Annotated in this window: 20 protein-coding genes; 10 read left to right on the top strand and 10 right to left on the bottom strand. The window is 40.9% G+C overall.

The annotated features are described in order from the left end of the window. Positions 1-20: 20 nt before the first annotated feature. Complete coding sequence (locus D0907_RS18880; protein ID WP_065979276.1) at positions 21-1325, bottom strand: NAD(P)/FAD-dependent oxidoreductase; 1305 nt, start codon at positions 1323-1325, stop codon at positions 21-23. 260 nt (positions 1326-1585) lie between these two features. Here D0907_RS18880 and D0907_RS18885 point away from each other — a divergent pair, with 260 nt between their 5' ends. Then, positions 1586-3520, top strand: a complete 1935-nt coding sequence (locus tag D0907_RS18885; protein ID WP_118845029.1) for a RecQ family ATP-dependent DNA helicase — start codon at positions 1586-1588, stop codon at positions 3518-3520. A gap of 185 nt (positions 3521-3705) precedes the next feature. Here the strand turns inward: D0907_RS18885 and D0907_RS18890 are convergent, their stop codons facing one another. Next, positions 3706-5160 (bottom strand): TrkH family potassium uptake protein, encoded by a 1455-nt coding sequence (locus D0907_RS18890; protein WP_036972469.1) that lies wholly within the window; start codon positions 5158-5160, stop codon positions 3706-3708. Positions 5161-5346: 186 nt separating this feature from the next. On the opposite strand from D0907_RS18890, the gene D0907_RS18895 reads away from it, so the two are divergent. From D0907_RS18895 to D0907_RS18905, 3 genes are all read left to right on the top strand, one after another. Beyond that, a complete protein-coding gene (locus D0907_RS18895; RefSeq protein ID WP_118845031.1) occupies positions 5347-6651 on the top strand; it encodes a DUF4118 domain-containing protein in 1305 nt (434 codons plus the stop codon). Beyond that, positions 6644-7312, top strand: a complete 669-nt coding sequence (locus D0907_RS18900; protein ID WP_065979283.1) for a response regulator — start codon at positions 6644-6646, stop codon at positions 7310-7312. The genes D0907_RS18895 and D0907_RS18900 overlap by 8 nt, the downstream gene beginning before the upstream one ends. Before the next feature lie 80 nt (positions 7313-7392). Further along, positions 7393-8301 carry a diguanylate cyclase gene (locus tag D0907_RS18905; RefSeq protein ID WP_118845034.1) on the top strand — a complete coding sequence of 303 codons (909 nt, stop codon included), beginning with the start codon at positions 7393-7395 and terminating at the stop codon, positions 8299-8301. Positions 8302-8362: 61 nt separating this feature from the next. On the opposite strand, the gene D0907_RS18910 is transcribed toward D0907_RS18905, so the two are convergent. The 3 genes from D0907_RS18910 to D0907_RS18920 form a co-directional block, all read right to left on the bottom strand. Beyond that, positions 8363-8944: a hypothetical protein gene (locus D0907_RS18910; protein ID WP_118845036.1), complete on the bottom strand. Its 582-nt coding sequence runs from the start codon at positions 8942-8944 to the stop codon at positions 8363-8365. Positions 8945-9049: 105 nt separating this feature from the next. After that, positions 9050-9667: a glutathione S-transferase family protein gene (locus tag D0907_RS18915; RefSeq protein ID WP_118845038.1), complete on the bottom strand. Its 618-nt coding sequence runs from the start codon at positions 9665-9667 to the stop codon at positions 9050-9052. A 48-nt stretch (positions 9668-9715) separates the two neighbouring features. Further along, entirely contained in the window at positions 9716-10747 is a 1032-nt protein-coding gene (locus D0907_RS18920; protein ID WP_074988502.1) for an NADP-dependent oxidoreductase, read from the bottom strand. Between the two features lie 185 nt (positions 10748-10932). Here D0907_RS18920 and D0907_RS18925 point away from each other — a divergent pair, with 185 nt between their 5' ends. Both D0907_RS18925 and D0907_RS18930 read left to right on the top strand, forming a co-directional pair. Next, a complete protein-coding gene (locus D0907_RS18925) occupies positions 10933-11352 on the top strand; it encodes a hypothetical protein (protein WP_065978548.1) in 420 nt (139 codons plus the stop codon). Positions 11353-11362: 10 nt separating this feature from the next. Further along, positions 11363-12205 (top strand): SMP-30/gluconolactonase/LRE family protein, encoded by an 843-nt coding sequence (locus D0907_RS18930; protein ID WP_118845040.1) that lies wholly within the window; start codon positions 11363-11365, stop codon positions 12203-12205. 1 nt (position 12206) lies between these two features. On the opposite strand, the gene D0907_RS18935 is transcribed toward D0907_RS18930, so the two are convergent. Both D0907_RS18935 and D0907_RS18940 read right to left on the bottom strand, forming a co-directional pair. After that, the gene (locus D0907_RS18935; RefSeq protein WP_065978546.1) at positions 12207-12440 is read right to left on the bottom strand and encodes a hypothetical protein; all 234 of its coding nucleotides are present in this window, start codon (positions 12438-12440) and stop codon (positions 12207-12209) included. Positions 12441-12620: 180 nt separating this feature from the next. Continuing rightward, positions 12621-15356 carry a TonB-dependent receptor domain-containing protein gene (locus D0907_RS18940; RefSeq protein ID WP_118845042.1) on the bottom strand — a complete coding sequence of 912 codons (2736 nt, stop codon included), beginning with the start codon at positions 15354-15356 and terminating at the stop codon, positions 12621-12623. Positions 15357-15616: 260 nt separating this feature from the next. On the opposite strand from D0907_RS18940, the gene D0907_RS18945 reads away from it, so the two are divergent. Next, positions 15617-16822 carry an anhydro-N-acetylmuramic acid kinase gene (locus D0907_RS18945; RefSeq protein WP_118845045.1) on the top strand — a complete coding sequence of 402 codons (1206 nt, stop codon included), beginning with the start codon at positions 15617-15619 and terminating at the stop codon, positions 16820-16822. Here the strand turns inward: D0907_RS18945 and D0907_RS18950 are convergent. The 3 genes from D0907_RS18950 to D0907_RS18960 all read right to left on the bottom strand — a co-directional run bounded on the left by D0907_RS18950 (position 16819) and on the right by D0907_RS18960 (position 18610). Further along, entirely contained in the window at positions 16819-17295 is a 477-nt protein-coding gene (locus tag D0907_RS18950; RefSeq protein WP_118845047.1) for a hypothetical protein, read from the bottom strand. The genes D0907_RS18945 and D0907_RS18950 overlap by 4 nt on opposite strands. 380 nt (positions 17296-17675) lie before the next feature. After that, positions 17676-18167, bottom strand: coding sequence for a DMT family transporter (locus D0907_RS18955; RefSeq protein ID WP_036972446.1), 492 nt, complete (start codon positions 18165-18167; stop codon positions 17676-17678). Positions 18168-18175: 8 nt separating this feature from the next. Next, positions 18176-18610 (bottom strand): DMT family transporter, encoded by a 435-nt coding sequence (locus tag D0907_RS18960; RefSeq protein WP_036972940.1) that lies wholly within the window; start codon positions 18608-18610, stop codon positions 18176-18178. Positions 18611-18709: 99 nt separating this feature from the next. On the opposite strand from D0907_RS18960, the gene D0907_RS18965 reads away from it, so the two are divergent. The 3 genes from D0907_RS18965 (at position 18710) to D0907_RS18975 (ending at position 26104) form a co-directional block, all read left to right on the top strand. Continuing rightward, positions 18710-19642: a LysR family transcriptional regulator gene (locus D0907_RS18965; protein WP_036972445.1), complete on the top strand. Its 933-nt coding sequence runs from the start codon at positions 18710-18712 to the stop codon at positions 19640-19642. Positions 19643-19962: 320 nt separating this feature from the next. Next, complete coding sequence (locus D0907_RS18970; protein WP_118845049.1) at positions 19963-25803, top strand: DUF4011 domain-containing protein; 5841 nt, start codon at positions 19963-19965, stop codon at positions 25801-25803. 73 nt (positions 25804-25876) lie between these two features. Beyond that, positions 25877-26104, top strand: coding sequence for a hypothetical protein (locus tag D0907_RS18975; RefSeq protein ID WP_118845051.1), 228 nt, complete (start codon positions 25877-25879; stop codon positions 26102-26104). Positions 26105-26162: the final 58 nt, after the last annotated feature.

The following is a 26162-nucleotide window of genomic DNA, read 5'->3' on the forward strand; positions in this document are numbered from 1 at the left end:
AGGGTGAGTCGCGCTGTTTGTTAATGCAGTTTCATTTTGGGTCTTACCACGCGGAGTACTTTTTCGCTGATCCACAATGCAAAGGTTTTGGCACTGCCATGAATGGCGCGCTGGTGCATACGATAAAGAGAAATATACATAAACCGCGCTATTTTCCCTTCGATAAAAAAGCTATTACTGGTTAAGTTACCCATTAAGCTGCCCACGGTGCTGTAACGAGACAAATTCACTAAAGAGCCATGATCACTATAGGTAAACACGCTTAACGGATTGTTTTTGAGAGTGGCTAGTAGGTTTTTTTCTACGCATTGTGCCATTTGATGCGCTGATTGTGCGCGTGGTGGAACCTGCGAGCCATCGTCTTGAGTAAACGCGCAGCAATCACCAATCACAAAAATAGTCTCATCAACACTGCTTTGTAGGTATTGATTCACCTTAATTTGGTTGTTGCGTGTAAGCTCAAAAATACCAATATCTTTGATAAAATCGGGGGCTTTTACACCCGCTGCCCATACCATGATATCGGCCTTTATAATGGTATCATTGTTAGTGATAAAGCTGTTTTCTGTGGCTTCTTTTACTTGCGTGCTTTCGCGCACCGTGACCCCTAATTTTACCAGTTCTCGTTTTGCCGAGTTGGCTATGCGTTCAGGCAAGGCAGGCAAAATACGAGGACCTGCTTCGATTAAATCAATGTGTAGGCGCTTGGCTGTCATTTTATCTAGGCCATACATTTTTAGCATGTCGGATACATGATACAGCTCAGCCGAAAGCTCAACGCCCGTCGCTCCACCGCCAACAATGGCAATTGTTAGAGCCTGCTGTGGGTCGTCATCTTGGTGCAAGCGAGTAAAGTTATCGAGTAATGCATGTTGAAAACGCTCGGCCTGTTGGTTTGAATCAAGGTAAAAGCAATGATCTTTTACGCCGGGGGTATTAAAGTCGTTACTCACACTGCCGATGGCGAGCACTAAGTAGTCATAGCTGACATGTCGCTGTGGCAAAATACGGTGGCCAAGCTCGTCTTTTAACTCGCTTAAGGTAATGGTTTTGTTGGTTGAATCTAAGTGGCAAAAACTGCCGAGTTGAAAATTATAATGGTGTTTTGCTGCATGAGCAGAGTACACAACGCCGTCTAAATCGGCATCAATCGACCCCGTCGCTACTTCATGAAGTAACGGTTTCCAAATATGGCTACGGTTTTTATCGATTAATAAAATATCTGCTTGGCGTTTTTTCCCGAGTTTATGTCCTAATTGTGTTGCAAGCTCTAAGCCGCCTGCGCCACCACCGACTATCACGATTTTAGGAGGTTGGTTAGTCATTACGTTGCCCTCAAAAGTATAATACCTAAACACTCTCGATTTAAAAGCGCTTAGGTATTGCAAATCCATTCTTCAATACCCCATGGCAACGGGTCTATTGTGCGCCTTTTTGCTGGCTTTGTCAGCAAAGCTTACGAACAATATAGTGTGTTTAGTGATATTAATGGCCTTGGGTGATGAGCCTAAACACGTTAACATGGCTAATTCGCACTAAGGCACCTATCATTACCTAATACAGGGAAATGAAACAAGGGATCAGGATGACTACAGCACTCCACACTTCGCTAAATCAATACTTTGGCTTTACTGAATTTCGCCAGGGTCAGCAACAAACGATTGAACAACTGTTAAATCAACAATCATCATTGGCTATCTTTCCGACGGGGTCGGGCAAGTCGTTGTGTTATCAATTAACTGCATTGCATTTGCCTAATTTGACCTTGGTGGTTTCACCCTTGTTAGCGCTGATGAAAGATCAAATCAGCTTTTTGAATAGCAAAGGTATTTATGCGGCCAGCTTAGATTCGAGTCAAACGAGCGAACAAAGTCATACCGTGATGAGTGATGTGCGAACCGGAAAGGTTAAAATTTTAATGGTGTCGGTGGAGCGTTTTAAGAACGAACGCTTTCGCGAGTTCATCAAGCAAGTGCCGATTTCAATGCTGGTGGTTGATGAGGCGCACTGTATTTCTGAATGGGGGCATAACTTTAGACCCGACTATTTAAAACTGCCACGTTATCGCGATGAGCTTAATATTCCTCTGGTGTTGCTATTAACTGCAACGGCAACCAAAATAGTAAAACGTGATATGTGTGAGCGGTTTGCCATTGCACCTGAATGCGTTGTGCAAACTGGGTTTTATCGTGCGAACCTTGATTTATCGGTGTTAAGTGTGGCGAGCCAAGACAAACAATCGCACTTAACACGCGTTATTGCTGAGCAGCAGGGCGCTGGCATCGTGTATGTGACACTGCAACACACTGCCGAGCAAGTGGCCGCAGCGTTAGCGCAGACAGGACTTAATGCAGTGGCGTATCATGCGGGTCTTGACGATGATAAGCGCTGGCAAATTCAAGATGACTTTATGGCAGGTAACATTAATATTGTGGTTGCCACCATTGCGTTTGGTATGGGCATTGATAAGTCGGATATTCGCTTTGTTATTCATTATGATTTACCTAAATCAATTGAAAACTACAGCCAAGAAATCGGCCGTGCAGGGCGAGATTCTAAGCAATCAAATTGTTATACCTTAGCAAATCTAGATGGCCTGAACACAGTTGAAAACTTTGTCTATGCCGATACCCCCGAGCAAAGTGGTATTGAATATGTGATCAACAATATTCGCACGGAGCAAACGAATGGTCAGTGGGAAATGCAAGAATACAGCTTGTCGAGTGACAGTAATATTCGTGCATTAGCCTTAAAAACGTTATTAGTACAGCTTGAAATTCATGGCGCTATCACGCCGTTGTATGCCTATTATGCTGACTTTAAATATAAGTTTTTAACAGGCAAAGACACACTTCTTCAGCAATTTGATGAGCAGCGCCAAGCATTTTTACAGCAGGTATTTAATCATACTGAGTTTAAGAAAATTTGGGGCACTCTCAACTTTGACGCCTTAACACATGCCACGCAAGTCGATAGAAAACGGGTGGTTGCTGCGCTCGATTATTTGGCCGAAAAAGGTCACATAGCCCTTGAAACTAAACGCATTACACAAGTGTATGAGGTGAATAACGAAGTCATTAATGCAGACAATTTAGCGTCGCAATTACATCAGTACTTTATTGAAAAAGAGCAGGCAGAAATAAAACGCATTGCTGCATTGGTGCGCTTTTTTGAGCTTAATAGCTGTTTGAGTTATAACCTTGCACGTTATTTTGATGATCATAATGCCCCAAAAGGGTGTGGCCATTGTTCTGTGTGTCGAGGCCAGTCTGTAAAACTTAGTTATTCACTTGAGCACACCATGCCAGACACTGCGGTTATTGCAGCTAAAGTTACACAGCTAAAAGAGCACTTAGCCACTAAAGGGGTAACTGAAATCAGTATTGATACTCAATGCCGTTTTTTAGCGGGAATGAGTGTGCCACTGTTTACCCGCAATAAAGTTAGGCAGCTTTCAGGTTTTGGGGTGTGTGAACACCTGCGTTATAGCGATATTAAAGCGGTGCTACAGCAGTTGTAGCATCGCTTTAAATTTTAAACGCATGTGCTTAAGCTTCGGTAGCTTAGGTAACCATTTTGACGAACTTGTCTTGAATAACTCTGTCAGTGTACTTTGTAAGGACAACTGAAAGTTTTCTTTGTCAAGTGGTAACTATTGCAACGTGCCACTTATCAGTTTTGGGCTGAGTATTTAGGCGCTTCTTTTTATTGCTTCCAAAACGTACGCGTAAAAAGGGCAAAAACAGTAAAATATTCCAAACGACCCACAAGCATTGCGCTGGTTAATATCCAGGTTCCTGCGTCTGAAACTGGTGCAAAGTTAGCGCCTACTTCACCAAACCCCGGTCCGAGCACATTGACACATGCGGCGACTGCTGAAAACGCACTCCAAAAATCCAGCCCAGTAAACATGAGTAATAATGTAAACAGCATGCTTGATCCTGCGGCAAAAGTCATAAATGCCATAACGGCATGAAGTACATCATCTTTTACAGGGCTGCCTTGGTACTTAATGGTGAATATAGCGCGGGGATGAAGAAGTTGTTTAAAGTTATTATTGAGCATTTTAACCACTAGAATATTTCTGATGATTTTATTTCCGCCAGCCGTTGAGCCCGCGCATCCCCCTAAATAGCCGGTGATAATAAGTAAAAATCCGACAGCTTCGGGCCATTCAGTAAAGCTTGCTGCACCAAATCCGGTGCTGGTTATAAACGACACTATATGAAAAGTTGAAAAACTCAATGACTCAAAAAAAGAGGAGTAGGTATCGTGACTGTATAAAATTACGCCCGACAACACTGCAAGGGTTGTAATGATGTATATAAAATAACGCGTTTCTTCATCAGCATAGTAACTACCGAGCGCTCGTTTGTGGACGACTCTAAAGTGCAGTGCAAAATTAATAGCACCTGCAATCATAAATAAGTTGGCGACCCATAAAATTAAATGACTTTTGTAAAACCACATACTGGCATCGTGGGTCGAGAACCCTCCCGTTGAAACGGTTGTCAGTGCATGAGCCAGTGCATCGTAAAAAGTCATGCCTGCAAAATAGTAAGAAACAGTACACAACACGGTTATGCTTAAGTATACACTCCAAAGGTAATGCGCCGTGTTTGCAATACGAGGTGATAGCTTTTCATCTTTAATTGGCCCAGGTGTTTCGGCTTTTAAGAGCTTCATGCCACCTATATTTAGCATGGGTAAAATAGCCACCACGAAAATCACAATGCCGAGCCCTCCCATCCATTGTAAAAACTGGCGGTATAATAAAAACGTACGCGGCATATCATCTAAGCCCGACAGTATTGTGGCGCCGGTGGTGGTTAATGCGCTTATTGATTCAAACATGCCATCTGTAAAGCTCACTTTGGTGACTAAAATGATTGGAATTGCCCCCAAAAAGCCTGCAATCACCCACGTGGCTGTCGCGTAAATCAGTGCATCCCTAAAGTTGGCCAGTGATGAATCAACATGCTGGGTTTTTAACAATATGACACTTGCTGTAAAAAGCATTATTGACGCAGGCAATAGGAATGACACGGATACATTATCTTTAAATAAAAATGCAGATAAAGCTGCAAATATCAATTGCACTATACTCATCCACAAAATAGGGAAAGCGAGTAATCGAAATGTGATTTTCCAATTGATCATACGTCTACTGATTTAATGAACGGCTCTTAAATCAGCATGCTATTGAAATAGGCGTAGATGTCTTTAGAGAGAGTGAAAGCTTTATAAAGATTTTATGCCGAGATAAAAAAACTTTATAAAAACTTTATAGTGACAAAAATAAAAACACTTTAATCTAATGACAATTCGTTAGATGAGCATAAACAGATGATGCAGTCAGTATTCAAACCCCCGTTATTTAAGGCCATATTTTTAAGTGTATTGATGCCACTTGTGGTGGTGCTTGCTATTTTTCCGTTTCGTGAGCTGTTTACAACTACCGATATTGTGATGTTACAGCTGTTGTGGGTGACGTGGGTGGCTGTACGAAGTAATCGCCGTGTTGCAGCGCTGACAACCCTAGTGAGTGTTGCCTGCACCGACTGGTTTTATGTGGTGCCGTACTTTACCTTTCATATTGAAAACATTGAATATGTGGTGACATTTGTGGTGATGCTTATTGTTGGCCTAGTGATAAGCCATTTAGCCGGTGAGCTCAATACTAAAGTGCGCGATGTGCAAGAACACGCCAGCAATAGCCGACTGCTCTATGAGCTTGCGAAAAAATTAAATGAACTCGACAGTTTAGATGAGCAAAAGCAATTATTTATAGCCGCGATGACGGCACATTTAAAGGTTAAATGTGATTGGCATGTATCGCAGACAAACAATGTTATGTATTTAAATGAGCAGCAGCCTGAATTAGGGGGGATCGCGTTTGCAAAACCCTTGACGAGTGAGCAACAAGCGCTGGCAGATACGGCGTGCTCTTTATTGTATCAAGTTCACGAAAAAACGTTATTGCGTCAACAGTCTGCGGCCATTGCAGTACAAGCGGAACTTGAACGGTCAAAGAATACCTTGCTGCGCAGTTTATCGCATGACTTGCGAACTCCTTTGGCAACCATAATGGGGGCATCAAGTATGCTGGCTGATGAAGAGATTGAATTAAGTCGTGACGTGGTTAAAGAACAAGCCAGTAATATTTTTGAGCAAAGTAAAATACTTAATCAGCATTTTGATAAGGTAATGGAACTAAGCAAAGTCAATAAGTTAGGTGAGAATATTACATGGCAAAAACTCAACGTTTCGAGCCTCATTAGCGAAGCAAAAGCGCGTAGGCAACAGCAATTAAGCGACTTTAAATTAACCGTTAATGCTGCACAAAATAGTGCCTGCTATGGTGATGAAACACTGCTAGAAATTGCCTGTGCTAATATGCTCGAGAACGCAGCGCGTTATGGTGACGGAACGGCGGATATGCAATTTATTGAACGAGATAATGAGTATCAACTCGTGCTAATAAACTCGATTAATCGCAATAATGAAACCAGTCAAGACGAAGGCGTTGGTCTTGGCAGTATTATCTGCGATGTGGTTGCTAAGTGTCATCAAGGTCAATTTGAGTTAACCCTTAATGAGCAAACAGGGCAGGCGAAAGCCCAGTTGATTTGGAGTAAACAGCATGGCTAACATTTTAGTGTTAGAAGACTCACCTCCACTGCAAAGTTTTTTAAAAACGCTGCTTAAAGCCAGTGGCTATGAAGTCAGCCTATGCGCAAAGGGCTTAGATGGCTTTGCACTGTTAAGTGAGCAACAGTTTGATTTAGTGCTACTTGATTTAGGCTTACTCGATATGGATGGACAAAATTGGCTGCTTGAGTTTAGGCAATGGAGTTTATTACCGGTATTGGTTTTATCTGCGCGTGATGGCGAAACAGAAAAAGTAACCGCACTGGATAATGGCGCAAACGATTACATAACGAAGCCCTTTAGTGCCAATGAACTTCTTGCCAGAATACGGGTTTTATTACGCGCCCAATCTTCGCCAAATATGACATTGCAATGTGGTGATATTCATATTGATCCCCACAAGCATGTTGTTAAAAAAGACGGGCAGAACATCAAGTTAACTAAAAAAGAATACGCTATTTTACTGTTACTCTTTCAACAAAAAGATAAAGTATTAACGCATAACGCTATTTTATCTCAAGTATGGGGGGAGCAATATATAAATCGCCCTGAATACGTGCGTGTTCACATAGGCCAGTTAAGACAAAAACTCGAAGATAATGCAGCAAACCCTAAACACATACTTACCGAGCCCGCCGTGGGTTATCGGCTAATTGATTAAGCTTTATGTCTTTTTCGTTGAGCATACCCCATTTATTGATTACTCTTTTAATATTAAAAACAATAAATTGGGGTATTTGATTGACGTCTAATTCAAAGGGCAGCAAAGGGCTTAATACGCTGTCCAATAAGCAGCTAGAGCGTATTATTGCAGAAATTGATCAAGCAATTGAATGGCACCAATCTTGGTATAAGCAGTTACTACGCAGCCTAATCTCAAATGTCCCTGCCAATAAGCATGACCTTAGCGACAATGCGCATACTTTTTGCGAGTTTGGTCAGTGGTTTAATAAGTTACCAACCGACACTAAAAAGTTGCATCCTCATTTTTCTGAGATGGGCACGGCGCATCAAAAAATGCATCAAGGTGCTAAAGTGCTTTTGTCGTTAAATGAAGCTAAATCGGCTATTCCAGTGAGCTTACTCGATCAATTTCATGCTGATTTAGACACACTCAGAGATTTATTTGAAGCGGTGAGCGATGAGTTTTCCGACGTTTTACATACCCGTGATCCCCTTACTGGGGCAACTGATCGCACCAACTTACTGAGTCACCTGCGCAAAGAGCACGAACGCTGTAAACGTCACTCGCTTGAATGTGCAATTATCATGATAGATCTTGATCATTTTAAACGCGTAAATGATGAGCATGGTCACGCAGCTGGCGATAAGGTATTGGTTGCCTTAGTAAAATGTATTCAATCGCATTTACGAGAGTACGATCAACTGTATCGTTATGGGGGGGAGGAATTTTTAGTGTGTCTGCCAGAGACAGAGCTTGGAGGGGCCAAGTCATTTTCTGAGCGTTTAAGAGCGAGTGTCGAAGAGTTAAACATTAATATTGGGACCAACACGCCTATAAATGTGACAGGCTCGTTTGGTATTGCCTCTGTCAGTGTTAACGATGATATTGAGCAGGCAATTGAAAGAGCAGATCACGCGATGTATCAAGCTAAAAAGTCTGGCCGCAACAGAGTCTGCGTGACGTAGGGATATTAGCGACGCTTGCCTCTTCTTTACTGATTATTTTGGGCGATGAACATGGCCATGCTTACTTTACCTTAAGCCCAATCAACACAGACGACTTTGCATTACGTGAACTAAACAAACTGGCACATAAATAGCCGCTATCAGCGATATAGGCAGAAAGTTGTTGTGAGTGTTTTGTGAAAGTTTCTAAATCAAGGTGAGTCGATGCTAAGTACAGGCCATTGCTAACGATAGCGTTATTTACGGTGTTTAAAAATGTCACCGCGGCTTGAAAGGAATCAAAGCAACATAATGTGTCTGCTTCATTATTAAGGTTTATGATATCTGCAAGGTCTATATTGCTCGGCATTTCATGACTGTAAAGCTTGGCAGCAATATTTAAAATGACATTTTGTATCACGCTTGTGTCGTTGCTTGGGTGGGTTATTTTAATGAGTGGTGTGCCATACGATACACAATAATCAGTAAGCTCTTTTGTGTTAGAGCAATCAAGCCCGCCAACAAATACGGCATCGAATTGAGCAAAATCTGTTGCCTGAAATGTCTGTGGGCAAAGCAATGTTGCATGCTCTGAGGCCGTTAGGTTTGGTACTAATATGGCGATGTTTAAATCGTTAGATAATTCGTGAATAGGTACAAACATTACTTATTTACTATTTTAAAAATGCCCAGTAAAACCGCGGCTATGCCCTCCATCGTAATAATATAGAGGGAGTAAAGGCACCAAACAGTGCCCTTACTTTTTACGCTAATCGTATTTTGCTTCTAGCTCATTGGCTGTGTGATAGCTTTCGTGAGTTTTTAGCTGCTCAAAGTAGCGTTCGATTTCAGGGAAGTGCGACAGCTTACCCGCCTGAGCAACCTGCTCTACAACAAAAGACATCATGAAATCAGCGCCTGTCAATGTGTCATCGACTAAGTACTGCTTACCTTGTAATTGCTGATTAACATAGCTCAGTATTTTAGCAATTTCATGGTCGGCATAGTCGGCAATAAAGTTAGTTTGACAGCCATCTTTAGTAATAAAGAGTTTTAGTAGAAGAGGCACCATGGCAGAGCTTTCAGCAAAATGCAGCCATTGCTGGTAATCAACATAGCTGTCGCTTTGCTGACTTGGCATAAACTTGCCTTGCCCGTACTGGCTAATTAGATAATCAGTAATTGCACCAGACTCGGTAATTACTTTGCCGTTATCTTCAATAAGGGGCGATTTACCCAGCGGATGAATTTGTTTTAGTTCATCAGGCGCTAAGAACGTTTCTTTATTGCGTTGATAGGCAACAATGTCGTAATCGACACCAAGCTCTTCCAGTAACCAAATAATACGTTTAGAACGTGATTTATTTAAATGGTGTAACTTAATCATTCGTTATCCTTATTAGTGGCGCAGCATGGGTTGCTACGCCTAAAAAATTTACATTGGCTGCTGAACTTGCACGACAGTTTTGCCAAAATTATCACCATTCAACATAGCATTAAAGGCGTTAAGTGTATTTTCGAAATTAGCTTCAAGGTGCTCTTTATATTTGATTTTTCCTTCGCTTAGCCATGCTTGCATGTCTTTTGCGAACTCCTCATAACGATGAGCGTAGTCATCAAAAATTATGAAACCTTGCACTTTAATACGTTTCTTTAAAATTAAGCCCATAAGCATAGACAAGCGGTCTGGACCCGGTGGCAGCTCGGTTGCATTGTACTGTGATACTAAGCCACATAATGGAATGCGCGCTTTGGTATTTAACAGTGGTAATACGGCGTCGAGTACATGACCACCGACATTTTCATAATAGACATCAATGCCTTTATTACAGGCTGCGCTTAACTGTTCTGCAAAATCATCCGCTTTGTGGTCAATACAAGCATCGAACCCAAGATTTTCAACAGCATGTTGGCATTTTTCTTTACCGCCAGCTACGCCAACGACCTTACAGCCTTTTAATTTAGCAATTTGCCCTACCGTTGCACCGACAGGTCCTGTGGCCGCAGCAACAACGACCGTTTCGCCTGGTTTTGGTTCACCAATATCCAAAAGCCCCATGTACGCTGTAAAACCAGGCATACCCATAATACCTAACGCATAAGAAGGGTTTTCAGGGTTCTTACCCAACTTCATTAAGCCTTTTGTGTCGCTGATTGCGTATTCTTGCCAGCCCGTGTAGGCCAACACCCATTCACCTTCTTGGTAGTCAGGGTGGTTTGATTGCTCAACTTGGCATACGGTTGCGCCCACCATCACATCACCAATTTCGACAGGGTCAGCATATGACTCTGCATCGCTCATTCGCCCACGCATATAGGGGTCGAGTGATAAATAAATAGTTCTTAGCAGTACCTCACCGTTTTTTGGTGCGGGTACTGAGTGTGTTTTTAATACGATATTGCTTTCATTTGCGACGCCATTTGGGCGAGACTCAAGAATATATTGACGATTTTGAATATCAGACATACTTTGTTCCTATTACTAGGTTTATGAAGTGGTGCATATAGATGAAGTGCGGGCGCATTCATAAAATTCAATGATTAAATTGTCACTGTGAAAATAAACACAATTTCAGTCATGCAATAATCGATTTTGCAGAGGGCATAGAAAGGTGTATGCTCAAATGCAACAGATAAGTCAAAAGGATTGATATGAAACGTATTTTATTGTTAACGACGGCGCTTTTAACTGGTGCGTTTAGCGCTCAGGCTAACGCGAATGATGAGGTATTATCGGTTGACCCTGTCTCGCTTTCGGGCGGTGCGTTTGCATTTGAAAACGACGCCAAACGTTATCCCAAACAAAGCCAATTTAGTATTTTGCATAGTGTGATGATGAGTAGCGAAAGTGGCCGACGTCTCGCTGTGGTTACTATCGAAAACAAAGCATCTGGCTCTCGTATTTTACAAGCCGACCATATTATGGCGTTGTTTGCAGATGGCAGCCGATTAAACCCACTCACTTTCGATGAAGGCATTAAGCTTGATGATGGAGAAAAGCGCTCCCTTACACTTTCGTTTGGTGAAAATGAGTACCCAATTTTAGCTGTCTATACCAGCCTAGATAAATAAAAGGATGAGCATGAAATTTCGCACTTTAGCAGCTGTCGTTGCGCTTTTTAGCTCACAAACCGTTATGGCCGTTGATAGCCAAGACTTTGTAAAAGACAATGTGTTTACGCAAGGCATTGAAGGACCTACCATGTTCAACGGCACTTTGTATGCCGTTAACTATGCAGAGCAAGGGACGATAGGCCGAGTCGATAACATGGGCAAGTCGTCATTATTTGTGCGCTTATCAAATGACAGCGTTGGTAATGGTTTGCAATTTGATCAACATGGTAACCTTTATATTGCCGATTACGTTAATCACCGTATTTTAAAAGTGCCTGCGAACAGCCAACAAGTCGAAGTATTTGCCCACAACAGCGAAATGAATCAACCTAATGATATTGCGATTACGCAAGGAGGAAGCTTTTTTGCCAGCGATCCTAATTGGGCAAAAAGCACCGGACAGCTGTGGCGCATAAACGCAGACGGTAGCACACACCTTCTCGAAAAAAACATGGGAACCACTAACGGGGTTGCCGTGAATAACGACAACAGCAAGCTGTATGTAAATGAAAGTGTGCAACGCGTTGTATGGCAGTATGACCTTGATGATGCACTGAATATTAGTAATAAACGCGTGTTGATACGCTTTGATGATCATGGCCTAGATGGCATGCGCGTGAATAACCAAGGGCATATTTTTATTACCCGTTACGGAGCGGGTAAAGTGCTGGAGGTTTCACCTGAAGGTAAGGTTTTAAAAACCTACACGCTTAAAGGCCAGTATCCCACAAACCTAACCTTTAACGATGAGCAGGATACACTCTTTGTTACTATGCAAAAGCGCGGTGCGATAGAGGTCATTAAACTTTAAATTAGCCTTGCTTAGCGCGTGTGATAGCGGCGTTAATCGCCGCTTTTGCCTGCGGGCTATTTTTCCAACAGCTTGTCTGTAGCATTGAGGCAACTCGCTCAGCAATTGTGTTTGCATCGAACCCTGCTAACTGCTCAAATGAGTCAATCCCTATTTCTTCAAAGCGTTTTACTACTGTGGGGCCCACCCCTTTAAGCGCTAATAAAGCCGCGCGTTCTTGTTCATTAAATGGCATGTATACATTCCCTGTTTATCAGTTTTTATTTAGGTACTTTGACCTAATTATTAAGGCGTTAAAATTAAATATTATACTAATTCGCTTAATTAAGTGGTCTATCTTGAGGCAATAAAAAAGCGCACCGGGCAGGGTGCGCTTGAGGGGATTAATCCTGTGTAGCTAAAACAGTAGGACTAATTAAAAACTCGGAGCGTATCTCAGTGAAACACCGACAGAGCGGCCAATCACACTATAATCACTTACGGTATTAAAGTGGTTTGCACCGATTTCAGGTGTCGGTGGTTCACGGTCTAATAAGTTATCGACACCAAAATTAACAGCAAGTTCCTCATTAACTTGCCATGCTGCTGCGAAATCAAGATAATTTTGTGCTGAGATTGTTTCTGAACGGTCTACAGCATACTCTACTTCCCCGATTCTGCGCCAGCCAAGTTGGAAATTCATGTTATCTAATTGCCAATCAATGCTTGCACGGTGTTTATAGTCTGCTTGTAAAATACTCGCAAAGTCACCAGAACACGCACTGCCATAGGTGCCTTTACAGTCTACTTCTGCCACGGTGCTGTTATTTTGGCGAGTTTGTTTAGTAACAAAGTTACCTTGGTACGAGAATCTAAAGCGACCGCCCATTTGAGCTGGGGCATCAATAACGTAGTTAGCCGCAACGTCAATACCTGCTTGCTCAATTGCAGCTAAGTTAAAGTCGTTAACAATAGCTGTGCTAATAAACCCGGTATTCGGATCGCGAAGTACTGCACCACACAATGGGTTATTCGGGTTAGGATCGTCAATGTAACAGCTTTGCAGTGCCGCACCTGGTTGAATTTGACTTACCGCATCCGTTACGCGAATACTGTAATAATCTAACGATAAATCAAAGCCTTCTAAATAGCTAGGGGTGTAAACAATGCCCAAAGTATCAGATTCAGCTTGCTCTGGTTTAATATTTGGGTTTCCGCCGTACGTGTATTTTGCTGTGCTTGAGTCAAACTCAGTGCCAACTGGCGGCGCACCAAATGCAGCACATTGGCTTGCATCGCCCGTACCTAGCAAACAAGGATCGCCGTTATAACGGCCCGCTAGTCGAGGGACAAATTGATCACTGTTTTGATCAAATAACGACAGCGAAAGTGCCGTAATAGGGCTGGCAAATTCACCTAAGTTAGGTGCTCTAAACGCCGTTAAGCGGTTTGCACGAATACGAATATCGCTGTTAATTGCCCAGTTTATACCCAGTTTATAGGTGTCTTCAGCTTCAGTGTTTGAGTAGTCAGAAATGCGATAAGCACCTTCAAAACTAAGCTCTTCGGCAAAGGGCTGATCAACTAAAATAGGCACTAATACCTCAGCATAAAACTCTTCTGAGCTGAAGCTTGCGTCCATATCAAATGCACTAATTGACGCAAAGCTGGTGCCATTTCTAAACGCATCGCCCGGTGTTTGTTTACCGGTTTCTTTACGGTATTCGTAACCAACGGCAAAGTCGACAGGGCCAGCAGGAAGCTCAAACAAGAACCCTGAATCACCCGATAAGGTTGCTGAAATCACACTTTGTGTACGGTCGCGAGTGGTATAAATTAGTGGGTCGCTGAAATCAGTTAAGTCGAGGTTGGGATCAAAAATGTCCACTGAGTTAGCAAGCGCTGCAAAGCGGCTGTTGCCACTGTTGTCATTGCGATAGGCATTGTTATAAATGGTTGCTACTTCGTCGGTTTTACCGTATTGACCATACACATCGTAGCGTAAGTAATCGGTTAAATCGCCTTTTAAACCTAATTGAAATTGCATTGAATCGCGAACGGCTTTTGTATGTTGTACACCTAAACCAAGGTTTCGCTCTACATTTACACGTGCATTACCTTCGCTATCAAACGTTAGTTGGTCACGTAACTCGCTAGGAATATACGGGTTATTACTGGTAAGAGTGACTTGCTCGTTCACAAAAATAGGTGTTTGACCACTGGCACCCGCTCCCTTTACAGTCACTTTCGAATACATGGCACGCCCATATGCAACGGCGCTGTTGCTTACATCAACATCGAATAACAAGCCAGTTGAAAAGCGATCCATTGGTTGGGTTAAGTAACGATCGGCTGTAAAATCAGTCGTTTGACGCTCATTTGAAACACTTCCTTCATCTGTAATAGCAAGGCTATTGCCTGATGCAACATCGGTATAGTAACCACCACTATTAATCAGCGGTGTTGAGTTATCAAGGGCGTAGCTTCGCTCGCCTGCTAAAAGTTCTTTACGTTCGGTGTAGCCTAAATATCCGGTAACGTGGCCGCGACCCTCGGCGATATCCCCCCCGAAAATTGCTTCAAAATTGAGTTTTTCATTCCCGCCATCTGCACTTTCATAACTCGTCGAGAATTCTGCACCGGTAAAATCATCATCTAATACAAAGTTTACAACCCCAGCAACGGCATCAGCACCGTATACCGCAGCAGCACCGCCGGTAAGCACGTCAACACGCTTAATTAAACCTGCCGGAATCGTATTTACGTCAACTGAGTTTCGAAAACTAAATGGCACAGCGCGTGTACCATCAATAAGCACAAGAGTTCTGTTTTGACCTAGGCCACGTAAATCAATCGTCGATGAGCCAAACGAGTCGCCAACGGTTGCGCCTGTGCTATTTGCACCTGCTGCCGCTTGTGGCAGTTTAGCCGTAATATCTTCAACGTTTACCGCACGGTCTAGGTGAATTTGTGCTTCATCAACGCTGACAACAGGGCTGCTTGAAACTAATTCGGTTCGTTGAATACGTGAGCCTGTTACAGTGATTACTTCAGGCTTTTTGGCTTGTTCGGTATCTGCAGCGTGCGCCACCCCCATAACCGAGCTTACAGCAATAGCAAGTGGTGAGAGCAGCAGTAGCGAACGTTTTGTGTGAGTTGTCTTTGCTTTCATGTTGATTCCCTAGCGTTTTATCATTTAAATCAACGCTGGTTGGTATGCGACCAAGACCATTTAGTTAATTTAATGCGTCATACTTTTTGTTATGATGGCTGTTGTGTTCTCCTTTTGGGGAGCTCACTCGTACAGTTTTAAAGCAAATTAAAAATCTTTGCAATAATTATTCTTTAAATGTATTGTTTTAAAATATAAACTATTCCAATCCGTCAAACGGCTTATTACTATATAACAAGCTGATTTTAAGTGATTTATTTATGCATCAACATATTGAAAAACTGTATTTAAGTGCAAAAAAAGAAAAAAAATTAATTATTGGTCTGATGAGTGGCACCTCATTAGATGGCCTTGATATTGCGCTGTGTGAGGTCTCTGGGCAAGGCATGAATACCCATGTTGATGTTATTAAGTTTACTACCGTTGATTACGACGATAATTATAAATCACGCGTTAAGCGCGTGTTTGCAAAGCGAGAATGCGACCTTGAAGAAGTAACCTTACTTAACCCATGGATAGGTCAGCTTCATGGCGAGATGGTTGCACATACTTTAGCGAGCTGGGGTATAGATAAAGAGCATATTGATGTAATAGCAAGTCATGGACAAACTATTTATCATTGCCCTAAAACTCAGCACAAACGCCCTGAATACGGTAATGCAACGTTACAAATTGGCGACAGTGATCATCTCGCGGTTACCGCAGGGATCACCACTATTGGCGACTTTAGACAAAAGCATATTGCTGCGGGTGGAGAAGGTGCTCCTTTGGCGGTATACGGTGATTATTTGTATTTCACAAGTCATCAAGAAAACCGTATTTTGTTAAATATGGGGGGGATTGCTAATCTTACCTATTTACCAAAATCTGCCGATGCGCGAGCTGTTTTTAGTTCAGACATTGGCCCAGGCAATACCATTATGGACGCGTATGTACAGCGACATTTTGCTCCGCTTCAGTATGATAAAGATGCATTAATCGCCAGTAAAGGCACCGCAAACGACGCTTTGTTAGCGGCGTTATGCAGTGATGCATTCTTTAGTTTAGATTTTCCAAAGACAACAGGGCCAGAAGTATTTAACCTAGAGTATTTAGTGTCGGCTCAAGCGCGTTCTAACACGAGCGATCTGTCTCATTACGACGTCATGGCCACTTTAGTCACGTTTTCGGCTTTAATGATTGCTAAAGCAATCAATCAATGCAGTGAAAAACTGACCGATATTGCAGTGTATGCCAGTGGCGGTGGAGTGCATAACCCGCTGCTAATGAAAATGATCTTAGCGAATTGCCCGCAGCTTTCAGCTATTAAAAACACCGATAGCTTAGGCATTAACCCAGATGCGAAAGAGGCGGTATTGTTCGCGATTCTGGCAAATGAGTGTTTGTCGGGGGGGCAACAGCGTTTTGGTAATACCGAGCAAGGGATCCCCGATATTACCATGGGTAAAATAAGCTTTTGCGATTAGAAAAACGCTAAGAAACTTGCCCCAAGATTACTGATATAGTGCCGAAAACCCTGATTTTTAGCGTGGTTTTTCGGCGCTAATTGTGGCGATGCGCTGGCAGCGATACCCACGTCGAATTGCGCGCTGTCTTTCAATGTTGCATGCTTACCATGAAGCATTAGCTGCAATACAAATTCACCACTTTGTGTCACGTTTTCTAACGTAAGCATAATAAGCTGCTGATCTAGGTCATGTTGCGTCAGTGTGCGCGCAGTAAAATACGCTGATTCACGCGCATTAGGATAGGTCGCACTAATAGAGATCACATCGCCCTCATGCGCATCTTCGGGTAGCACACAATAAAACAAAACCTGCTTTTGCTCGTTAGCAACAAAATGCAGTTGTTCGTATTCCATCGTATGCTCAAGTGCCGCACATAAGGGATCATCACTAGAGGGGAGTGCAAACGAAAGTTGCACCAAAGCACTGTTCATTACTTCTTCATTACGTTAGTTGATTAAATTAGCGCCAATTATTGATCAATTAAATGACAGAATTATGACTATTGTCATAAGGGGGATTATTTATTTTATGAACAACTAAAATTGTGTTCTTTCTGTTCCAAAACTGGAATGGTAATAAATTAAAATCCGATAAATGATATGGATCTCAACTAGGCGCCGCAAGATAACCATTAAGCAGCTTTAAGAGTCGTATTCATTGGTTGAAGACTGTTTGTAACTTTGCGTTATGAATGTTTTGATGAGACTTTGTAAGCAAGTAAAAGCGCATTTAGCGTCGTTTTAATTAGTCAATGAGCTAGGCACCTAGCTCATTGGGTAGGAATATTTAAACATTAGATAACTTAAACACACTAATCTGAAGTAAATGTTCTCGTTAATTTTTGTTCACTTGAGCTATTTGTAGTCTTATTGCTTGAATATATAAAATATAAGGCAATACCAAGACAAATAATTGCAATTACCCTATAAATTGAAAAAGGTATTGGCTCATTCCCCAGCCAGCCAAAATTATCAATTAACATACTCATTGTTAGTTGCCCGAAAATAACCGCAACCGTTGCGACAGCGGTACCGATACGTTGCACCGCAAGTACCATTATGACTATATATGGAACACCACACATAGCTCCCAGTAATTGCCATTTGGGTACATCCAGCAACGTGATTGAATGCTTTGGCTCAAAGTAGAAGATCAATAAGGCTGTGATTAATGCACCCACTGAAAATGTAAGGAATGCGGTCTTAAAAACGCCTAATTTACTTCCAAGTTGACCATTAATTGCTGCTTGAATACTGAGCATAACGCCACCGAGTATCGCTAATAAAATCATTATAAATGTCATAATAGATCCTAACCTTGTGCAACCATCGCTAACGCGATAATGATGAAAATGAGTGCAATAATTCGTCTATTGTCGATTCTTCTGTGAGGGGTACCAAATAGACCAAAGTGATCGATAATTAAACTTTTAGAGATTTGCCCAGCTAAAATACCAATCATCGTCATTGCAATACCTATTTTAGGCGTCGCAACAGTGAGAATAACGACATAAACGACACCTAATACTCCCCCTGACAGTTGCCATGAAGGCTGAGAGAAAAAAGATGCACTATTACGAGGGCTAAAAAACAACATCAACAAAAATGTTAATGCAGCCCCAACTGCGAAAATACTAAATGTTGCCCATAAATCGCCAACTTGCGTTCCCAAAGGCCCTAGTAACCCGGCTTCAACGGAAAGCCCCATACCACCAGCGATAACAATCAAAATTAAAAAGAGTTGCATATAAAACTTTCTCCATTTTTTAAGGTGAAGAAGAATACGCTTTTCGATTGATGAGAAAAATGCCATTATTGTGTGAACACCTTTGCATAATATGCATATATGAGTAATTTTGAATCTATAAATCTAAAGAGCTTACTGATTTTCATCAATGTGTATGAGCTAAAGAATTTTTCGTTGGTAGCGAGACGGGAAGGGGTGTCTGCTTCTCAAGTGTCTCGTGTTATACACAATCTTGAAGATGCGCTTGGACATCAATTATTTTATCGGAATACGCGTGCGATAATACCCACTGAAAGCGGTAACCTATTCATAAATCATGCGCGTGCAATGGCTTTAAATTTTCATGATGCACAACAAGCGTTAAGTGAAAGATTACTAGAACCCTCGGGACTTGCCCGGATAAACGCGCCAGTATTTTTTGGTCAAAAGCATATAGCTCCAGCCCTTGCTAATCTGAGCGAAAGGTATCCAGAATTAGATATAGAGCTAACTCTTACTGATGATTACATTGATCCGATGAAAGATGCGTCAGATGTCATATTTCGGATTGGTACGCTTAACGACTCCTCATTACGAGCACGTATTGTGGGAGAGCAGAGTTATCATCTCACTGCATCACCCAAGTACATTCAAAAATATGGTGTGCCTAAAAAACCTGAAGACTTAGTTACACATAAATGTCTTGTCTATAGTGGCTCATCAGGTCCAAATCGTTGGTATTTCAGGCAACCCGAAGGTTTATGGGTTCACTGCCCGATCACTCCGACTTTAAGTTCGAACAACGCCGAGTCTCTGCTCACCGCCGCTTTAAATGGTATGGGAATAGTATTGTTTCCAGATTGGCTCATTGCTGACAGTCTATCTGAGGGGAAACTTGTGAAGCTTTTTACAGAGATTGATTCATCAATTAATACTGAAACTCAAACTATTGCTGCAATATACCCGAATGCCCGTCACCCATCACTTAATGCAAGAGCCATTATTGACTACTACATAGACGTGTTTGGATCCCCTTTGTATTGGCAGCTATAGCCTCGCTATATTTAAAAGAAGTTACGGCCTTTTAAAGCCTGTATTAGGGTCGAATGCAATTTTATGGTGCGAATATTGATAATTCCTCAGCAGTTTTCAACTGCCTTGTTTTGATATGTAAAAGTGACTAGGTCAAGTCTTACTTTTGGTCAATCATTACCTTTTATACCAAAGGTGCCTGAATGCCTTTGTTCGCGCTTTGAACTGTAATCCAATGCTTTTTGATGTGCCGTACATTTCTTGACCTAATACGAAGTTATAGTTACATTGGTTAAAACTACTATTGCTACTTAAGCAAGAACAAAGGGTTACAATCTCTCATGGAAGAAGTTAATAAGCAAAACCAAGGCAATATTGAATTAGAAGTTGATGTGATTTCTACTTTTTCACTAGCTGCACAGCAAAATTCATATTCAGTTTTGCGTAATATCCAAATCATTGTACCGGAATGTTACGACAAACCAGTCCATCGTAATTTAAAGTTAAGATTGAATGCTATTGAAGGTTGGTTAGACTCCTCTGAGTGGCTTATTGATGAAGTGATTTCTGGACAGTCAGTTAAATTACCAGTCAAAGAACTTAAATTTCCTTTTGAAACTCTTTTTGGCCTGACCGAAGAAGTTCTTCTAGGGCTTAAATTTGAGCTATTGGATGATGAAAACCTTCTCCTGTGTAGTAGTGAGCATAAAGTGAGTATTCTCCCCGCCAATTTTTGGGGTGGAGAGAGTCGTCAGCCAGATTTACTAGCGGCTTTTGTAAAGCCAAATGGTTTATACGTAGAGTCTTTAGTTAGAAAAGTCGCTTTACTTTTAGAAAGTAGTGGTCATGGACGCTCAGTAGATGGGTATCAGTCGAACACTAGAGAAAAGCCATATTTGATGCTTGCTGCACTTTGGAATGTTATTTTCCAAGAAAAGTTAGCATATGTTAGCCCTCCTCAAGGCTTCGCAAAAACAGGCCAACGAATTCGTCTAGCAGCGGATATCAGCCAATCTAAAATGGCCGCTTGTTTAGATTCTTCTGTCTTATTTGCAAGTTGTATAGAAGCTATGGGTCTTAATCCTGTGGTTGCTATCACTAGTGGGCATGCTTTTGCTGGTGCTTGGTTAATTGATGAGAAGTTGCCAATTCTTTGTAATGATGATCCACAGGATATAAGAAAGCGCGTGGATAACCGAGATTTAGTCTTGTTTGAAACAACGCTTGTAACAAATGCTTCCCCTGTTACATTTGAACAAGCAAAAGATCATGCCAGAAATTTACTTGACGAAGATAAAGAAGAAGAGTTTGTAATGGTTTTAGATATTGGCCAAGCACGAGCTCAGTCAATTAAACCGTTATCAACTATAGAAGAGGCTAAAGCTGAAACTGAATCAGTAGATGAAACTGTTGAACTTACTTTACCTGAAGTTCCTCCTTTACCTCCCGTTCGTGCTGAAGAGCGTGTTGTCGAAGAAAGCCCTGAAACACGCATTGACTCATGGTGCCGAAAGCTTCTTGATTTAACTAAGAGAAATAAACTTTTAAATTTCAATGATAAGTCGGTATGTATAAAGTTATATTGCCCTGATATAGCTAATATGGAAGATATGTTGGCGGATGGGACAAAGTTTAAATTCTTATCAACTCAAGAAAGTCCATATTTTGATTCAGAACGAGACAGTGAGTTATTTCGTTTCCAAACCGGCTCTGAAATACATAAAGAGTACGCTCTTAATCAGTTAAATAATAAAATTTTATTAGCTAATCAGCCTCCTAAAAAGGTAGAAAAAAATGCTATCGAGCTGTTTCGGAAAGCAAAAAATGATTTAGAAGAAAGTGGTTCAAATACACTTTTCTTAGCACTGGGTTTCCTTAAGTGGAAAGAGAACCCCGAGGATACCCGAAGCTTTAAAGCTCCATTAATTCTTATTCCAGTTAACCTCACTCGAAAAAGTGCTCGAGCTCCCATTTATGTTGAGCAATTACAAGGTGAGGAAGCAATCTTTAATCTTACTTTGATCGAGTTTTTGCTATCTGAACACGATATTAACTTAAATGTATTTAAAGATGAGCTGCCTGAAGATGAAAGTGGGATTGATGTCCCATTTATTTGGAGTCAGGTAAGGCAGGCTGTCAGTGAGCAAAAGGGATTTGAGGTAGTTGAGGAATTAGTTTTATCTTCATTTTCATTTGCAAAATATTTGATGTGGAAAGATCTAAGAGATAGATTAGATGACTTAAAAGAAAATCGATTTGTTCAGCACTTAGTTGAAAGTCCCAAAGATGCTTATATTCAATCTGCTGAGTTTGTTGAACAACATCAAGTCGATGAGGCTATAGACCCTGCTGAAGTGTTTACGCCTCTTAATTGTGATAGTTCGCAATTAGTTGCTGTTGATGCTTCAGCAAAAGAGCAAGATTTTGTACTTGAAGGACCTCCGGGGACAGGTAAATCCGAAACAATAGCTAACATTATCGCTCATAATATTGGTAAGGGGCGGAAGGTTTTATTTGTAGCTGAAAAAATGGCTGCATTGAATGTAGTATACAAGCGATTGCAAAAAGTAGGTTTGGACCATCTATGTTTAGAACTTCACAGTAATAAAGCGAACAAAAAGGTCGTTTTAGAGCAATTAGCTCAGGCTTGGCAATCAAGAGATGGATTAAATCCTAGTGCATGGTCTATGCATGTTTCTGAGCTTAAGGATAAAAAAGATAAGTTAAATGATTATGTGAGAGAGCTACATAAAAAGTCACAGTCAGGTGTATCCGTTCGAGACGCAATATCAAGGCTTGCTCTTCATAAGGGGAAAGTCAAACTTAACTTAAATTGGCCATTAGATTTAAGTGCAGATAAAACCTTAAAAAGTGACTTGAACACACTAAATGAAATCGTTTTGCAGCTTAAAATTGCCTTTGAAGATATTCAAGAACTCGACTTTACTAGCTTCTCTTATATAAATGCTACTGCATGGTCAAATGTTTGGCAAAGCCAGCTAATAAATAAAGTTGAAGCTTGGTTTATTGAATTTGAAAGTATTACAGATAAATTCCAATCGGCTCTTTCTACCCTAGGCATCGATGCACCTGAGCTGAACAACAAGAATTTCTTGGCCTTGAATTCATTTTATGAATTAAAAGAACTTGTGAAGTACCGTGATATAACTTTTGTCTTAAAATCAGGCTTTAACGAACGATTTGAGCTTATAGAGAACTTAGCTCTCAAAAAAGAAAAGTTAGATGAGCTTATTAGCAAGCTAGGTAGCAATATTGAAGTTAGTCAGCTATTGAAAGCTCCAATAAGCAGGTGGTATTCAGAATATGAAGCTGCAAATAGTAGTTGGCTTAAATCTCTATTTGCTAAGTGGAAAGTTAATAAACAAGCAAATGAGTTTGGGTTTAAGAAGTTTAGTGATCTTTCTATTTTAGCTGAGCTATTAGAAGCAAAGCAGCTTGCCGATGATATTTCTGAAACTAATGGTGAACTTGAAGCGTTAGGTATTTGGAAAGGTTGGTTTACAACTTCGAAAGACTTAATAGCTTCCGTGGAGTTCGGAAGAAAAGTAAAAGCTAAGTTAAATAACGCAATTTCGTTATGTAATGACCCAACAGAAGCTTTAATAGTAATTAAAAAGCAATTTGTTGACGGCAGAGATTTTATTGAAAACTCTCAACTAGAGGCTAAATTAGATGATTTCGCCTCTAGTTATAAAGAATTTGAACAGGCCCACAAAAACTTACTCGATTTCAATGTTACAGATACTTCAGGTTTAAATTTAACTGAATTAAGTCAAGCCTTAAGTGTAATAAAAAACAATCAAGCGAAACTTAAAAGCTGGTGTGAATGGGTTTGTGCCAAAGCAAAAGCTAATAGCGTTGGTTTAGAGTCTGTTGAGCAGGCATTGAGCCAAGGTGTTATCCAACCTTCAGAATTACTAGAACAATTTGAATTAGCTTATTTTTCTTGGCTTGCACCTCTTTTGATTGATGACAGTGAAATTTTAAGAGAATTTAAGGCTTCAACACATGAAGCTACTATAGAAGCATTCCGTAAATTAGATGAAAAAGTAGCTGAAGTAACAAGTGATTACATTATTGCTCTGGCTTCAAGTCGAGTGCCAACTACTGAAATTAAAGATGCTAAGAACGACCGTCACTTCGGTGTTTTGTCGAAAGAGATCCAGAAAAAAACTCGTCATATACCAATTAGAGCTTTGATTAAAGAGCTTGGGGAGTCATTGCTGGAGCTTACTCCATGTATGATGATGTCACCGTTATCTGTTGCTCAGTTTCTACCATCAGACTTTAGAGGATTTGACCTAGTTGTGTTTGATGAAGCATCTCAAATGACAACATGGGATTCTGTCGGCTCAATTGCCAGAGGGCGCAATGTAATTATTGTTGGTGATCCTAAACAAATGCCTCCAACCAACTTCTTCGCGGCCGGTACTTCCGATGCCCCAGATGAAGAAGATCTTGAATCTATTTTAGATCAAGCTTTAGCTGCTCGATTACCGCTAAAAAGGTTGATGGGTCACTACCGAAGCAAACATGAGACTCTAATTGCATTCTCAAACAGCAAGTACTACGAAAACTCATTAGTAACTTACCCATCATCAGAGACAAAAGAGTCAGCTGTTTCTTTACATCGGGTTAATGGCCTTTATGCAAAGGGCAAGGGTCGGAACAATATCAAAGAAGCACAGGCTGTTGTAAACGAAATCACTAAGCGATTGCTCAACAAGCAGCAACAGAAATTGTCAATTGGTGTCGTTACTTTAAACACAGAGCAGCAACGCACTATTGAAGACTTACTCGATGATGCTAGAAGGAATAACCCAAAAATTGAAAAGTATTTTCATGAAGCAGAAACTAGAGAGCCTGTTTTTGTTAAAAACTTAGAGTCAGTTCAAGGTGATGAGCGAGATATCATAATGCTTAGTTTAGGTTATGGTCCTACTGAGCCAGAAGCGAAAACGATGAGTATGAACTTCGGTCCATTAAACAAACAAGGTGGTGAGCGCAGACTTAATGTTGCTATTACGAGAGCAACGACAGAAGTCGTAATTTTTAGTAGTTTTGACTCTTCAATGATTGATTTGAGCCGTACCTCTTCAACTGCTATCGAACATTTAAAACATTATTTAGAGTTTGCTGAAAGAGGGCCTATTTCACTTGCGGAAAGTACGTCGGCTCGTTATGGAGTGGATCAGTTTGATAGTGATTTTGAACAAGCCGTTGCAAACGAATTACGCAACATGGGTTGGAAGGTCCAAACACAGGTTGGTGTCAGTAAGTTCAGAGTTGATTTGGGGATTCTTCATCCAGATAAACCCGGATGCTACATTGCAGGTGTTGAATGCGATGGTGCAACATATCACGGCTCACCAGCAGCTAGAGATAGAGATCGTGTAAGACAAATAATCCTTGAAAGCTTAGGTTGGAATATCGTTAGGCTCTGGTCTACGGACTATTTTGTAGATTCAGAAACCGCACTTAAAAAGCTAGATTCAAAGTTAAATGAAATACTTGCTACTGAAAGAGAAAAGGATAGCTTGTTAGAAGCAGAAGCAGAAGCAGAAGCAGAAGCAGAAGCAGAAGCAGAAGCAGAAGCAGAAGCAGAGGTTCTAAAAACGGCTGCTAGTACTAATTACAAAACACCTTCAGCTCAACATGAAACGTCTCTTGTATCAAATACTCAACAGCTTACCAGTAATGTACTTGATGCAAGCAACTACTTTAAAGAAGAATATAAATCACGATTAATCGAGATTGCACAAGAAACATTGAAAGAAAGGCCTGGTATCACATTACATACTTTGGCATTGGAGATTGCTAACTTACATGGCTTGACACGCACCAGTAAAAAGCAAGTTGATTATATTTATGAGCTTTTAAAGCCATGGGCAGGAATTAAAGAGAATGCGGGTTTCTCGCCAACAGTTTGGTTATCTCCTGAAGATACTTGCGAGTTAATTCAATGGCGAGGTGTTAACGCGTTTGGATATGAAAGAAACTGGAAAGAGCTTGCTTATGAAGAAGCGCTGGGATTAGCAACGTTTGCTAAAAATAATAATAGTTCAAACCCTGTAGAAGAGATGTGCTCTGAATTGGGCTTAAAAAGAAAGCATGAAACTACTATTAAGCAATTTGAGCAGTGGCTTTCGTTAGCTGAATAGGTTCTACCTATTTTAAATGCATGTTTTTATCTAAAAAGGAGTTTGTAAAAAATGGAATGATAAAGTTCTGGAAATGATTGAAGCAACCAGCAGGCAAAGAAGAAATTTGCTTCTAACTTCTGTTGCTTTAATGTTCTCCAGACATGCAGGTGTGACCTTTGGTGATAATTTAAAACTCTTAGATGCAAATTGTACTTTTTTGCCTAAACTGGAATGCTTTCTTACAGGGCTGGAATTGCAGATCTTATTGAGTGGTGTTTTAGCAAATGTGTTTGTTGTAACTATTTTTGTATTTTTCTGATTCCGGGTTGTTTTTGCTATTAGCTTTTGACCGAAAAGCGTTTACTTTTCAAAAATAA

Source organism: Pseudoalteromonas lipolytica, from assembly GCF_003515105.1.
GTDB classification, from domain to species: Bacteria; Pseudomonadota; Gammaproteobacteria; order Enterobacterales; family Alteromonadaceae; genus Pseudoalteromonas; species Pseudoalteromonas lipolytica.